A 13,398-nucleotide genomic window follows, 5' to 3' on the forward strand; every position below is an offset into this window, starting at 1 on the left:
TGATTAATAGAAAAAAGCTCGTCTTATTTCCTATTATAAAGATAGTTAGGATATACATACTAGCTTAACACAAACCATTTGATTACTAACTCATTTGTTGTTTAATCTCCTAAAAAAAAGGGTGTTATACTTTCATATAACACCCTTCAACTTATCTACAAAAAAATTATATTAATGTAAATCCTCTAAAGTATTAATTTTAGCCAACCCATTATTGATTGTCGTTTTTTGTGACTGCAGAATTGATTTTGTACTTATAGGAAGACTTGTATCATTTAAGACTTCTTCATATTCTTCAATTGCTGCTTTTTCTCCTCTAATAGCCTCATTTAACATAGACTCTTCATCATTAGCGGAAAATAAACTTTTAACATCCATCCAAGCTCTGTGTGCTGTTCCTGTAACACTTCCCCCTTTATCAACGTCTTGATTAAAACTTCTAATCTCCTGTTTTAATTCACGTCCAAAATTTAAGCGTTCTTGCGCTTTTTTTCTGAAATAAGATTTTAACGGTGCATGTTCAATGTTTTCTGCAGCTTTATTAAACCCTTTTTCCGCGTCGTATGTTTTTTCTAATAAATTATTTAATTTTTTTCCAACTTCTTCTGTGTAAGTACTCATAACTTTTTCTTTTTTTTTTTGTTTTATGGTACATTATTTTTAAGATGTGTACCATTTTACATCTTGTCAGTAAAATTAGCCTATACGTAAAACACTAATTAATTCAATAGAATTCAATTTTAACTTAATCGCTTAGCGATTACTATCCATATAAGCATTGTACTTTGTTGCTAATTCTTCTTTCTGCTTATCGGTTAATATTTTTCCGGATAACTGGAAAAAAGTATGCTCCTCGTCTTCTAAATGATGCTCTACCTTATGCTTAAGATCTTTGGCTATTTTCAACCAAGCTGAAGAATCCATTTCTGTATCTTCTAATTGCTCAATTAGCTCATCAATCTCGTGATGCTCAGCAATACCATGCCTGGCGTGCTCTTGCATCATATCAGAAGGAATCAATGGCTTATAAAAGTGCCTTTCCTCTGCATTGGCATGTAAAACCAATTCTTTTTTTAATTTTTTAAAAATTTCTTTTCTTTCGTCAGAATCGCCAGTTGTTTCCGTTAATTTACCCAAAAGATCTCTTTGAATATTATGGTCAATTCTTATGGCTTCGTATATCTTCATTTTTAAATTATTTTAGTTAATTAAAGATAACATCAATAAAATCAACCGCTTTGCTCTATAGATTTAAAAATTAACTGTAATAATAATAATAATAATGATGTACCTTTAGATTATAATGATCTCAACAGTAAACATCATAATAGTATTTAAAAGCGTTTGAATAGCTAAAAAAATGGCTTACACTCAAATGAATAAGCCTAGATTTTTGTTTGGTAATTATTGCTATGTCCTAAATGAAGTGAGTACTACTAATGATACAAAATAGCTTAAAATTATTAGTACGAGATATAACTTGAATTTTGGTAGGAAAACCTAAAGTAGATTTATATTTCTGATTATTTTTTAAACAACCATTTTCTTATCAATGCGATAAAGCTATATTTTCCAGTGAGTTTCAGAGCTGTACTTAGCCAATTTAAAGGCTGTAAATCTTCTTTAAATTCACTCTTTGTCAACTTGAATTCTTCCCAAGCAATATCGCGTTCTAACTTATAACGCTTTAAGTCGTTATCAACTTCTTCGAATGTTGTGTATGTCTTCATATTAATTGAAAAATTTAGGTCCAACCTTTTTTAATATATAAGAATTGAATTTTGATCTTAACATATAAATCATAATACAAAGTATTACATAAATAAGTCCCACTAATAAAAACCCAAGCGAATAACTATTTAATGAATTACCTATCTCTAAAGCCGCTGCAATAGATAAAAAGACTAATGCTGCAAATAAAAAACTACCTACCGCCAAAACTTTCGCTACTAAACTTAATGAAAGTGTTAACTGCTGAAATATCTTCAGTCTAAAATATTGGTGAGACGCCCTAATGTAGCGCTCACCAATATGCGAAACTTTACTTGCTGTATGATTTACATCTTCAAAAACACTCATTGGTTATGCTTTTTTCTGTAAATTCTTGTTTTTAGCTTTTAGATCTTTTAATTTGGCCTCTAGTGTTGTAATGACATCTTCTGCCTTGTAACTTGCATTAGAAACAATAGATTCTACTTGATGATCTAAATTTTCTTTTTGAGAAGAAATGGTGTTTCCTAAGGAATCTCTTAACTCCGAAGCCTTCTCAGCCACAATATCTCTTTTAGTTGCTGCCTCATCCGCAATGCGTTGTCTTGTTACACTTCCTTTATCTGGTGCAAAAAGAATTCCTAAAATTGCACCTACTGCTGTTCCTGCTAAAATTCCTAAAACTGTATTTCCGTTATTGCTCATGTTAATATCTTTTTTTTATTATTAATTTTAATATTCAGCACTTTGCTGTTCATCAAAAATAATGCTAATAGACGCAAGACCTTAACTCGTTACATGGCAATTTTAGCTGTAATGCTTTTTTACTATTTGAGCTAAATATTTTAGCTAAAGCACTAACTTCTAATATTTAATAAATTTAAATTTGAACAACACTTAAAATTATGAAAACAAGTATAAAAACATCAAATCCATATAATGGAAATCAATTAGAGTCATACAAACTAGACTCTAAAAGTATTTTAAATGAAAAATTAAAATTAGCAGACACTACTTTCAAAACTTGGAAAGAGTTTGAAATTGAAGAACGCGTCGATTTACTTCAAAATTTAGCTGATGAGTTATTCAAACAAAAGATCGAATTAAGCGAACTTATAACCGAAGAAATGGGAAAACCAATCCTTGAAAGTACAGCTGAAATTGAAAAATGTATATATCTTATCGATTTCTACATTAAAAATGCAGAACAGTTTTTACAAGACGATATTATTGAGACTGAAGCTCACGAAAGTTTTATCAGTTACAATCCTTTGGGATGCATTTTAGCAATAATGCCTTGGAATTATCCATTCTGGCAAGTCTTTAGATTTGCCGTACCTACCTTATCAGCAGGCAATGTGGCGCTTTTAAAACACGCTTCAAATGTTACAGGATGCGCTGTTGCTATTGAAAAACTTTTTTTAAATGCAGGATTTCCAAAAGGATGTTTCCAAACACTTATCACGGATCATAAATCTGTAGAAAAACTCATGGAAAGTGAAACCATAAAAGCCGTTTCTTTAACAGGAAGCGAAAAAGCTGGTCGTAAAATTGCAGAGTTAGCTGGCAAAAATCTTAAACATTCATTATTAGAATTAGGCGGAAACAATGCCTGCATTATTTTAAAAGATGCAGATTTAGATCAATATATCGATACCATGGTGAAAGCTCGAATGCAAAACTCTGGACAAAGTTGTATTGCAGCCAAAAGGTTTATTGTTGTTGAAAGTATTTATGATGAATTCATTAAAAAATTCACATCTAAAGTTGAGGCATTAAAATATGGTAATCCCAAAGATACTGATACCACAATATCATGCTTAGCACGAGAAGATTTAGCAGATATTTTAGAAGAACAAGTTAAAGCGTCCATTGACTTAGGTGCTAAAGTACTATTTGGAAACAAACGTGAAGGAGCATATTACCAACCCACCATTCTAACTCATGTAACAGCTAAAATGCCTGTTTTTAAAGAAGAAACTTTCGGACCAGTAGCAGCTATTATAAAAGTAAAATCCGAAGATGAAGCTTATGAAACAGCAATGAATTCTAAGTTTGGGTTAGGGACTATGGTATTTACATCAAATTACAAAGCTGCCTCAAAACGCATTTTAGAGATTGAAGATGGTGCCTTTTTTATTAATGAAATGGTAAAATCCGATCCTAGATTGCCTTTCGGAGGGACTAAAAGTTCAGGATTTGGTCGCGAATTATCTAAAGAAGGCATGCTCGCCTTTGTAAATAGAAAAACAGTTTATATTAATAAATAAAAACAAAAAAAAATGAAGTTTGTAAAAGAAGAAGACGAAGAAAGAAGAGATTATATCCTTCAAAAAGACACAAAAACGAAGCTTGGAGCTCGAATTATAATTTTTACACTTATAGTTTTAGTAGGAGCTGTAGTAGCCTCAGGGATTCACTTTAAGTGGTTCTAAATTATTACAAAATAAAAAAGCTCAGCGTTTGCTGAGCTTTTTTTAGTAAAAAGTCGGGGTGGCAGGATTCGAACCTGCGGCCTCCACGTCCCAAACGTGGCGCGATAACCGGGCTACGCTACACCCCGAATTCTAGTTTCCTAATTTCGGACTGCAAATATATAGTTTTTCTTTAAAATACAACTACATTTATATAACTTTAAAATCTTATTTTTTTACTGTTTTTAAACTTATAAACAAACAGGTCAAATTTCACAGCCATCACATTGAATAGCAATGCATAGCGTGTATCAATACATAAAAACACATGAAACTAAAAAGCATTATCATAGGTTTAATTCTTACTAGCACTTTAGCTTGTGCTCAAGATAAGAACCCAGTAAATACCAAAAATAGTTACGAAGTTATAGTATCAGACCTTAATATTCCATGGGGTTTTACATTTCTTCCAGATAGCTCAATGCTAATTACCGAAAAATCCGGACAGCTCATTCATTTCAAAGATGGTAAAAAAACTAATATTTCAGGTTTACCAGAAATCTATGTACGTGGTCAAGGCGGTTTATTAGATATTATTTTGCATCCCAATTACAAAACTAACGGTTGGTTATACTTTTCATATGCATCACCAGACGGTAAAGAAGATGGTGGCAATACGGCTATAGCAAGAGCAAAATTAAAAGACAACAGCCTTACTGACCTCGAAATTTTATATAAAGCCACACCTAATACCACCAAAGGTCAGCATTTTGGATCTCGATTAATTTTTGATAACAATGGCTACTTGTTTTTCACTATAGGTGAACGTGGCAATAGAGACGAGAATCCACAAGACATCACAAGAGATGGTGGTAAAGTATACCGAATTAATGATGATGGCTCAATACCAGAAGACAATCCATTTGTTAATGAATCTAATGCTAAGATAGCGATATATTCTTACGGTCACAGAAATCCTCAAGGCATGATACTTCATCCTAAAACAAAGGAAATTTGGACACATGAGCATGGTCCAAAAGGAGGTGATGAAATTAATATTATTAAAGCTGGTAAAAATTACGGCTGGCCAATAATTAGCTACGGAGTTAATTACAGCGGTACATCATTTACTGATATAACAGAAAAAGAAGGAATGGAGCAACCGATTCATTATTGGGATCCATCCATAGCACCTAGCGGAATGGCATTTATAAATAGTGAAAAATATGGAGATTGGAAAGGCAACCTTCTCGTTGGCTCTTTAAAATTTCAATATTTAGACTTATGCACTTTTAAAGACAATAAAGTTATAAAAGAAGAACGTTTACTAGATAATTTAGGACGTGTAAGAAGTGTAAACCAAGGACCAGATGGCTTCATTTATGTTGGAATTGAAAATTTGGGTATTGTAAAATTAATTAGAAAATGAAGACATTAATTATCATAGGCATTTCTGTTTTGACATTTATATCTAGTCGTTCTAATCCAAACACGCACAATCTCACAGATCAAAATCAAGAAGTATCCAAGCTACAAGAAAGTATCAAACGCGGTCTTGTTGTATACGAAGACATGTGTATTAACTGCCATTTAACTAATGGTTTGGGCGTAGAAAAAGTATATCCTCCTTTGGCAAATTCGGATTATTTAATAGAAAAACAAATTGAAAGTATAAAAGCGATAAAGTATGGACTATCTGGAGAAATCATGGTAAATGGCATTTCTTATAATGGCACAATGACACCTTTAGGACTATCAGACCAGGAAGTCGCAGATATAATGAATTATATCAACAACAGTTGGGGGAATTCCATTGAAAACTTTGTAACCGTTAAGAAAGTTTCCGAGTTATAGACTTTTATACTACTTAAATAATTAAATTTGTCGCACTAAGACAAATCAAATTTAAATATGCTTATTATAGGAATCGCAGGTGGTACAGGCTGCGGAAAAACAACAGTAGTTAATACAATTTTAAAAGAATTACCAGAAGGGCAAGTTGGTGTAATTTCCCAAGATTCATATTATAAAGACACGTCTCATCTAAGTTTTGAAGAACGCGTAAAAATTAATTTCGACCACCCAAGATCCATTGATTTTGAATTACTAGAACAACACTTAATAGAATTAAGAGAAGGTAAATCCATTAATCAACCTGTTTATTCTTTTGTTAAACATAATCGTACTGGAGACATAATTGTAACCAAACCAAGAAAAGTAATGATAGTTGAAGGGATCTTAATTCTCTCTCATCCTGAAATTCGCGAACTTTTTGATATCAAAATATTTGTACATGCTGATTCTGACGAGCGCTTAATTCGTCGTTTAAAGCGAGATATCACAGAACGCGGAAGAGATATAGACGAAGTTCTATTACGTTACCAAAACACTCTTAAACCTATGCATCAGCAATTTATTGAACCGATGAAAGAGTATGCAGATATCATAATTCCTAACAATAAATACAACACAGTTGCTGTAGATATCGTTAAAACTATAATCAACGAACGTTTGTAATGACACTATTCAACTCTAAATATATAAAACCGTTTAAGAACATTTACACCATTGTTCTAATCGTTTTTGTGGTTTGGATGATGTTTTTTGATGCGCATTCATGGTTATTTCATCACGAATTAAATACTGATATTGAAGAGTTAGAATACCAAAAAGAACATTACAAAAATGAAATGGCCAAAGATAATAAGGCCATAAAAGAGTTAAGTACAGAAGAAGGCATTGAGCGTACTGCACGTGAAAACTATTACATGAAAAAGTCAAATGAAGACATATATATCATTGAATACGAAGATAGTATAGCGAAACAAAAACAAAATGAGTAAATCATTATTTAAAGATTTTGAATACGTATCCTCAAAAGCTTGGAAACAAAAAATTCAGTTTGATCTAAGAGGCGCAGATTATAACGAAACACTAATCTGGAAAACCAATGAAGGCATCAATGTAAAGCCATTTTATCATTCAGATGTGTTTAGTGAATTACCAGAAGTTTCAAAAAGCAAAGCAACAGAATGGAAAATAAGCCAATCTTTTGCAGTTACTAATGCTAAAACTTCGAATTTAAAAGCAATTGACGCAATACATCGTGGAGCTGAAAACATAGTATTCAACATAGAATCAGAAAACATCTCAATTGAAGATTTATTCAAAAACATAGATTTAAACGCTATTAGCATTGATATAACATGTGATTTTCTTTCTGCATCTTTTATCAAAAACTTAAGTAGCGTTATTTCAAGCAAAACTAATCATCCCCAAACATACATTCATTCTGATATTATTGGGAATTTAGCAAAGACAGGTAACTGGTACAATAACCTTAAAGACGACTTCAACAATTTTAAATCAATTACCAACTCAACCAATCATATTGGTATTAATTTAGGATTGTATCAAAACGCTGGAGCAACTATTATTCAGCAATTAGGCTATGGCTTGGCTCACGTAAATGAATACCTAAATCATTTAGACAAAATTATTGAGGAGGAATCGAAACCATCTCTTCAAGTGACTTTTAGCATTGCAGTTGGTTCAAATTATTTCTTCGAAATTGCCAAAATTAGAGCCCTTCGTCTATTGTGGGCAACATTAGCTTCAGAATACAATATAAACACCAATTGCAGGATCATAGCCACACCAAGCAAGCGTAACAAAACAATTTATGATTACAACGTAAACATGTTGCGAACCACTACGGAATCCATGAGTGCTATTCTGGGAGGAGCCAATGTCATTTGCAATTTATCATACGATGCTTTATTTCATAACTCAAATGAATTTGGAGAACGCATAGCACGCAACCAACTCTTAATATTAAAGAACGAAAGCTATTTCGATAAAGTAAATAACCCTTCAGACGGAGCATATTATATTGAAAGTTTAACCAATCAATTATCAGAAAAGGCACTATCTCTGTTTAAAGATATCGAAGTCAATGGTGGTTTTTTAAGTCAACTAAAAGAAGGCACAATTCAACGAAAAATTAAAGAGTCTGCAGCTAAAGAACAAGCCGATTTTGATACTGAAAAATTAGTATTACTAGGAACAAATAAGCACCCTAATTTAACTGATAAAATGGCAAATGATTTAGAATTAAGCCCTTTTGTTAAAATCAAAAAAAGAAAAACTCTAATTGAACCAATTATTGAGAAAAGACTATCTGAAAATTTGGAAATCAAAAGATTAAAAGAAGAAAAAAACTAACCATAGACAAAACCTATAGTGCCTTTTTTCTACTAAAAACCCTTTTCAATGTCAAGAAAAAATCTTCAACATATAAAGTTAAAAAACAAAGCCCAACAACCAAATGCTGAAGTTAAAAACAACTTTACAACTGCAGAAAATATTGCCATAAAACCAACATATTCAAAAGATGATATTGGCAACATTGAACACCTAAACTTCGTAGCAGGAACCTCACCTTTTCTTCGTGGACCATATTCTACAATGTATGTTCGTAGACCTTGGACGATTAGACAATATGCTGGTTTCTCAACAGCAGAAGAAAGCAATGCATTTTACAGACGAAATTTAGCTGCAGGACAAAAAGGATTATCCGTAGCCTTTGATTTAGCAACACATAGAGGGTACGACTCTGATCACGAACGCGTTGTTGGAGATGTTGGTAAAGCTGGTGTTGCTATAGATTCTGTTGAAGACATGAAAATACTCTTCAATCAGATTCCACTTGATAAAATGTCGGTTTCCATGACAATGAACGGAGCAGTTTTACCAATTATGGCATTTTATATTGTTGCGGCAGAAGAACAAGGCGTTTCACCAGAGCAATTAGCTGGCACTATTCAAAATGACATTTTAAAGGAATTTATGGTGAGAAACACCTATATCTATCCACCAACACCATCCATGAAAATTATATCTGATATTTTTGAATACACAAGCAAGAACATGCCCAAATTCAATAGTATTAGTATATCTGGCTATCATATGCAAGAAGCTGGTGCCACTTGCGATATTGAACTAGCCTATACCTTAGCTGACGGATTAGAATACATTAGAAAAGGTTTAGACGCAGGTATGGATATTGACACCTTTGCTCCTCGCCTATCGTTCTTTTGGGCCATTGGCATGAATCATTTTATGGAAATCGCTAAAATGCGTGCAGCACGTATGCTTTGGGCGAAATTAGTAAAACAATTCAATCCAAAAAATCAGAAATCATTAGCATTGAGAACACATTGCCAAACAAGTGGCTGGAGTTTAACCGAACAAGACCCGTTTAACAATGTAGCCAGAACATGTATTGAAGCCTCTGCTGCTGCTTTTGGCGGCACTCAAAGCTTACACACAAACGCCTTAGACGAAGCTATTGCGTTACCAACAGACTTTTCTGCACGCATTGCCAGAAACACACAAATTTATCTACAAGAAGAAACCCATATCACCAAAACAGTAGACCCTTGGGCTGGGAGCTATTATGTTGAAAAACTAACACATGATATCACCCAAAAAGCATGGGAATTAATTGAAGAGATTGAGGCATTAGGAGGAATGACCAAAGCCATTGAAGCCGGAATTCCAAAACTACGTATTGAAGAAGCAGCTGCACGAAAACAAGCACGCATAGATTCTACCCAAGATATTATTGTCGGAGTCAATAAGTATAGATTAGAACAAGAAGATCCTATTTCTACGCTAGAAGTAGATAACCAAAGCGTTCGCTTACAACAAATTGAACGTTTAAACCACATAAGAGCAAGTAGAGATACTGATGCCGTTAATAACACTTTATCAAAACTAACCGAAGCCGCTAAGTCTAGTAATGAAAATTTATTAGCTTTAGCAGTAGATGCAGCAAGAAAACGTGCCACATTAGGCGAAATAAGTGATGCTTTAGAAGCTGAATTTGGTAGACACAAAGCACAAATAAAATCTTTTTCAGGAGTGTATAGTAAAGAAATAAAAGACGATAAAAGTTTTCAAAAAGCCAAAGAATTAGCAGATCTATTTGCAGAGCAAGATGGTCGTAGACCTCGAATTATGATTGCCAAAATGGGACAAGATGGTCATGATAGAGGAGCAAAAGTCATTGCAACTGGCTATGCAGATGTTGGTTTCGATGTAGATATTGGACCACTTTTTCAAACTCCAATAGAAGCCGCTAAACAAGCGATTGAAAATGATGTTCATATTCTAGGCGTATCCTCATTAGCTGCAGGACACAAAACACTTGTCCCTCAAGTTATAGAAGAACTTAAAAAATACGGTAGAGAGGACATTATGGTCATCGTTGGAGGTGTAATTCCAAAGCAAGATTACCAATTTTTATTCGACGCTGGAGCCGTTGCCGTTTTTGGTCCTGGAACAAAAATTAGCGAAGCTGCTATTCAGATTTTAGAGATTTTGATTGATTAACTTAAAAAAAAAGTATTAAAACTTAATAAAGAAAGCCAATTTGCAAATAACAAATTGGCTTTCTTTTAAATTTAAAAATAAACTTAGTCGTCTACTTTTTTATTGCTTTTTTTAATTTCTGGCACCTTAAAATCACCAGCATTAGAAACCGTCCATTTATCAAATGTTTTAAAGTATTTTTTTATAGCCGTATTTACGTCAGCTACAGTTAAGCCTTTTAATTGCTCTTCAATACTTTTTTGAAAAGACATATCACGATCATAATATAAATTACTACTAATTAATCCTGCCAACTCATTGTCTTTAGCACGCGCAACGCTTTGCGCTTCTACCCAACCATTCACAGTAGTTTTTAATTCTTCTTCTGTAATTCCATCAGCAATAAAGCGTGCTATCTCTTCTTTAAATCCTTGCTGAACTTTAGCAGCATTCTCTGGTGCATAAATTGCATAAACATATGCCATTGAGTTACTATCTTTACTATCATTATCTACACTTACAGCTCCACCTGCTCCATAACTCACACCATCTTGTTGACGTAATCTATTCGCTATTCTAGAAGACAAAAAGCCACCGCCTAATATCTCACCAGCAACTTGCAATGCGGCATAATCCTTATCTTCCTTACTCACCTTCATGCTTAATAATCCATAAGAAATAGCATTTTTCTTATCAGGTGTTTCTATACTCTCGTTAACAGCAGTATTTTTCTGATGTGGATTTTTAATTTCCTTATACGAGTGATTATTTCTAAAATCACTAAAATTAGTTTCAAAATAATCCTTAAGCACCTGCTCTTCAATATTTCCAATTGCTATAACCGAAGCATTATCAGAAATTCCATAATACTCTTTGTGATAAGCTTTTAAATCAGCTACAGTTACAGCTTTAATCGCTTCTATTTCCTCATCTATAGTCATATTATAATTAGGATGTCCCTTTGGAAAACGTTGATTTAATAGTCCCATTTTACGAATAGCTAAAAACTGAGGATCAGTTTTACTTTGCTCCAACCTAGCTAAATCCTCTGTTTTTAATTTTTCAAGTTCAGTTTCATTAAAAATTGGATTTTTCAATAAATCAACCATAACATCTAATGTTGCCATTAAATTTTCTGCTGTTGAAGTCACAGAGCCTCTTATACTTCCATTTGAACCACTTACAGAGACAGACGATTTTAATGTACTTAACGCATCTTCTATAGCCTGACGCGATTTTGTGGTTGTCCCCTTATTTAACATGCGTCCCGTATAACTTGCTATTTTACCTTTATTCATAAAGTTATCTACATTACCATTTCTAATAACTAAATTCAAGGTTACTGTTTCACCACGATTGTTCTTTTTAATAAAACCATATTCAATAGGCGTTTTTTCTAAAATACCAGAATCTAATCGGTTTTGAATATTATCGTACGAGACATCAAAAGACTCACCTGCATCAAATGCTTCTTTTCCTTTATATGTCGTCACCAATTCTTCTAAACCTTCAGTATGTTCAATTTCAACTCTTATAGGTGTTTTTGTAGGTACAAATAAGCCAACAGTCCTATTAGTATTAATTAAATACCGTTGAATAGCAGTATTTAAATGATCTAAAGTCATAGCTTCTATACGGTCACGAAAGATGTATGCCAACCTCCAATCTCCAGCACCAATAAACTCACTTGTAAATGTTCCTAAAAACGCTGAATTACGAGAAATCTGATCTATTTGTTTTAAGATATTCGATTTTGCACGTTTTAACTCAGATTCTGTAACAGGATTTTTACTCATATCCTCTAAAACACTCAAGAGTGTAGATTCAGCTTCATCCAGAGATTTATCTGATGGCACATCTACATTGATATATAAAAATGAAGGCTCCTTAGTAAATGGAGAAAACGACCAAACAGTCGAAGCCTTTTTATCATCAACTAATGCCTTGTATAATCTACCTGACGGCTCATCCGTTAAAACCTGCTCAGCAATTGCCATTGCCGCATAATCCTCATGAGAGCCAGCTGGTATATGATATAATGCAGATACTATTTGTAAATCACCAACACGACTTAATTCTACACGTCTCTCTCCATCTTGAGCTGGCTCAATTGTTGGAACATCCTTTAAAGGAATATCAGGATTTTTTAATCCACCAAATTTTTCAACAATCAACGCTAAAGTCTTATCAACATCTATTTTACCTGTTACCATTAAAACAGCATTGTCTGGACGATAATACTTTTTGTAAAACGCTTTAAGATTTTCTATTGGCACTCGCATAATATCAGAACGATTCCCAATTGTTGACTGCCCGTAATTATGCCATAAATAAGCTGAACTGATCACATTTTTCATTAAAACACCAGATGGTGAGTTCTCACCACTTTCAAACTCATTTCTTACTACTGTAAATTCAGATTGTAAATCTTCATTTGAGATAAATGAATTCATCATTCTATCAGACTCTAAATCTAAAGCCCAATCTAAATTTTCATCAGTAGCATTAAATGTTTCAAAATAATTTGTTCTGTCATACCACGTCGTTCCATTTGGTCTCGCACCATGAGAAGTTAATTCCTCAGGAATGTTAGGATGATTAGGCGTACCTTTAAACACCATATGCTCTAAGAGATGAGCCATTCCTTTTTCGCCGTAGCCTTCATGCCTAGAACCTACTTTGTAGGTAATATTTACTGTAATAGTTTGTGCTGAATTATCAGGAAACAAAAGTACTTTCATGCCATTGTCCATCATATATTCAGTAATCCCCTCAACACTTGCTGCTTTCTTTATTTGAGCATTTCCAGACCATGAAAAACTCAAAAAAAGCAATACTGCAAATGCAATTTTAAATAAAAAATGTGCTTTTTTCATAATATAAAGATTGATTAGTTTTG

Annotated in this window: 14 protein-coding genes and 1 tRNA gene; 8 read left to right on the plus strand and 7 right to left on the minus strand. The window is 33.2% G+C overall.

The genetic code is table 11. The annotated features are described in order from the left end of the window. Positions 1-171 precede the first annotated feature (171 nt). The 5 genes from DFQ10_RS14745 to DFQ10_RS14765 all read right to left on the minus strand — a co-directional run bounded on the left by DFQ10_RS14745 (position 172) and on the right by DFQ10_RS14765 (position 2,415). Entirely contained in the window at positions 172-621 is a 450-nt protein-coding gene (locus tag DFQ10_RS14745) for a ferritin-like domain-containing protein (protein ID WP_115818200.1), read from the minus strand. Between the two features lie 132 nt (positions 622-753). After that, a complete protein-coding gene (locus tag DFQ10_RS14750; RefSeq protein ID WP_115818201.1) occupies positions 754-1,188 on the minus strand; it encodes a hemerythrin domain-containing protein in 435 nt (144 codons plus the stop codon). Between the two features lie 335 nt (positions 1,189-1,523). Further along, the gene (locus tag DFQ10_RS14755) at positions 1,524-1,730 is read right to left on the minus strand and encodes a DUF6327 family protein (RefSeq protein ID WP_115818202.1); all 207 of its coding nucleotides are present in this window, start codon (positions 1,728-1,730) and stop codon (positions 1,524-1,526) included. A 1-nt stretch (position 1,731) separates the two neighbouring features. Further along, entirely contained in the window at positions 1,732-2,079 is a 348-nt protein-coding gene (locus tag DFQ10_RS14760; protein ID WP_115818203.1) for a hypothetical protein, read from the minus strand. A gap of 3 nt (positions 2,080-2,082) precedes the next feature. After that, positions 2,083-2,415, minus strand: coding sequence for a YtxH domain-containing protein (locus DFQ10_RS14765; protein WP_115818204.1), 333 nt, complete (start codon positions 2,413-2,415; stop codon positions 2,083-2,085). A gap of 200 nt (positions 2,416-2,615) precedes the next feature. Here DFQ10_RS14765 and DFQ10_RS14770 point away from each other — a divergent pair, with 200 nt between their 5' ends. Together DFQ10_RS14770 and DFQ10_RS18620 are read left to right on the plus strand one after the other, a co-directional pair. Continuing rightward, entirely contained in the window at positions 2,616-3,980 is a 1,365-nt protein-coding gene (locus DFQ10_RS14770; RefSeq protein WP_115818205.1) for an NAD-dependent succinate-semialdehyde dehydrogenase, read from the plus strand. Positions 3,981-3,992: 12 nt separating this feature from the next. Continuing rightward, on the plus strand, positions 3,993-4,145 hold the full coding sequence (locus tag DFQ10_RS18620) for a hypothetical protein (protein WP_181897651.1): 153 nt from the start codon (positions 3,993-3,995) through the stop codon (positions 4,143-4,145). 53 nt (positions 4,146-4,198) lie between these two features. On the opposite strand, the gene DFQ10_RS14775 is transcribed toward DFQ10_RS18620, so the two are convergent. Then, positions 4,199-4,273 (minus strand) — tRNA-Pro (locus DFQ10_RS14775). 179 nt (positions 4,274-4,452) lie between these two features. On the opposite strand from DFQ10_RS14775, the gene DFQ10_RS14780 reads away from it, so the two are divergent. From DFQ10_RS14780 to scpA, 6 genes are read left to right on the plus strand one after another with little or no spacing between them, the layout of a single operon-like run. Next, entirely contained in the window at positions 4,453-5,553 is a 1,101-nt protein-coding gene (locus DFQ10_RS14780) for a PQQ-dependent sugar dehydrogenase (protein ID WP_115818206.1), read from the plus strand. Beyond that, the gene (locus DFQ10_RS14785) at positions 5,550-5,978 is read left to right on the plus strand and encodes a c-type cytochrome (RefSeq protein WP_115818207.1); all 429 of its coding nucleotides are present in this window, start codon (positions 5,550-5,552) and stop codon (positions 5,976-5,978) included. Before DFQ10_RS14780 ends, DFQ10_RS14785 begins: the two co-directional genes overlap by 4 nt. A gap of 57 nt (positions 5,979-6,035) precedes the next feature. Continuing rightward, the gene (udk, locus tag DFQ10_RS14790; RefSeq protein ID WP_115818208.1) at positions 6,036-6,641 is read left to right on the plus strand and encodes a uridine kinase; all 606 of its coding nucleotides are present in this window, start codon (positions 6,036-6,038) and stop codon (positions 6,639-6,641) included. Next, the gene (locus DFQ10_RS14795; RefSeq protein ID WP_115818209.1) at positions 6,641-6,967 is read left to right on the plus strand and encodes an FtsB family cell division protein; all 327 of its coding nucleotides are present in this window, start codon (positions 6,641-6,643) and stop codon (positions 6,965-6,967) included. Before udk ends, DFQ10_RS14795 begins: the two co-directional genes overlap by 1 nt. After that, complete coding sequence (locus DFQ10_RS14800) at positions 6,960-8,348, plus strand: methylmalonyl-CoA mutase subunit beta (protein WP_115818210.1); 1,389 nt, start codon at positions 6,960-6,962, stop codon at positions 8,346-8,348. Before DFQ10_RS14795 ends, DFQ10_RS14800 begins: the two co-directional genes overlap by 8 nt. Before the next feature lie 48 nt (positions 8,349-8,396). Beyond that, on the plus strand, positions 8,397-10,520 hold the full coding sequence (gene scpA / locus DFQ10_RS14805) for a methylmalonyl-CoA mutase (RefSeq protein ID WP_115818211.1): 2,124 nt from the start codon (positions 8,397-8,399) through the stop codon (positions 10,518-10,520). An 83-nt stretch (positions 10,521-10,603) separates the two neighbouring features. Here scpA and DFQ10_RS14810 read toward each other — a convergent pair whose 3' ends face one another. After that, a complete protein-coding gene (locus DFQ10_RS14810; RefSeq protein ID WP_115818212.1) occupies positions 10,604-13,375 on the minus strand; it encodes a M16 family metallopeptidase in 2,772 nt (923 codons plus the stop codon). Positions 13,376-13,398 lie beyond the last annotated feature (23 nt).

The organism is Winogradskyella eximia, from assembly GCF_003386165.1.
Taxonomy (GTDB): domain Bacteria; phylum Bacteroidota; class Bacteroidia; order Flavobacteriales; family Flavobacteriaceae; genus Winogradskyella; species Winogradskyella eximia.

Bases quoted from the DNA above. Each gene is read 5' to 3' on its own strand.
- DFQ10_RS14745 (WP_115818200.1), bottom strand. From the start codon at position 621: ATGAGTACTTACACAGAAGAAGTTGGAAAAAAATTAAATAATTTATTA.
- DFQ10_RS14750 (WP_115818201.1), bottom strand. From the start codon at position 1,188: ATGAAGATATACGAAGCCATAAGAATTGACCATAATATTCAAAGAGAT.
- DFQ10_RS14755 (WP_115818202.1), bottom strand. From the start codon at position 1,730: ATGAAGACATACACAACATTCGAAGAAGTTGATAACGACTTAAAGCGT.
- DFQ10_RS14760 (WP_115818203.1), bottom strand. From the start codon at position 2,079: ATGAGTGTTTTTGAAGATGTAAATCATACAGCAAGTAAAGTTTCGCAT.
- DFQ10_RS14765 (WP_115818204.1), bottom strand. From the start codon at position 2,415: ATGAGCAATAACGGAAATACAGTTTTAGGAATTTTAGCAGGAACAGCA.
- DFQ10_RS14770 (WP_115818205.1), top strand. From the start codon at position 2,616: ATGAAAACAAGTATAAAAACATCAAATCCATATAATGGAAATCAATTA.
- DFQ10_RS18620 (WP_181897651.1), top strand. From the start codon at position 3,993: ATGAAGTTTGTAAAAGAAGAAGACGAAGAAAGAAGAGATTATATCCTT.
- DFQ10_RS14780 (WP_115818206.1), top strand. From the start codon at position 4,453: ATGAAACTAAAAAGCATTATCATAGGTTTAATTCTTACTAGCACTTTA.
- DFQ10_RS14785 (WP_115818207.1), top strand. From the start codon at position 5,550: ATGAAGACATTAATTATCATAGGCATTTCTGTTTTGACATTTATATCT.
- udk (WP_115818208.1), top strand. From the start codon at position 6,036: ATGCTTATTATAGGAATCGCAGGTGGTACAGGCTGCGGAAAAACAACA.
- DFQ10_RS14795 (WP_115818209.1), top strand. From the start codon at position 6,641: ATGACACTATTCAACTCTAAATATATAAAACCGTTTAAGAACATTTAC.
- DFQ10_RS14800 (WP_115818210.1), top strand. From the start codon at position 6,960: ATGAGTAAATCATTATTTAAAGATTTTGAATACGTATCCTCAAAAGCT.
- scpA (WP_115818211.1), top strand. From the start codon at position 8,397: ATGTCAAGAAAAAATCTTCAACATATAAAGTTAAAAAACAAAGCCCAA.
- DFQ10_RS14810 (WP_115818212.1), bottom strand. From the start codon at position 13,375: ATGAAAAAAGCACATTTTTTATTTAAAATTGCATTTGCAGTATTGCTT.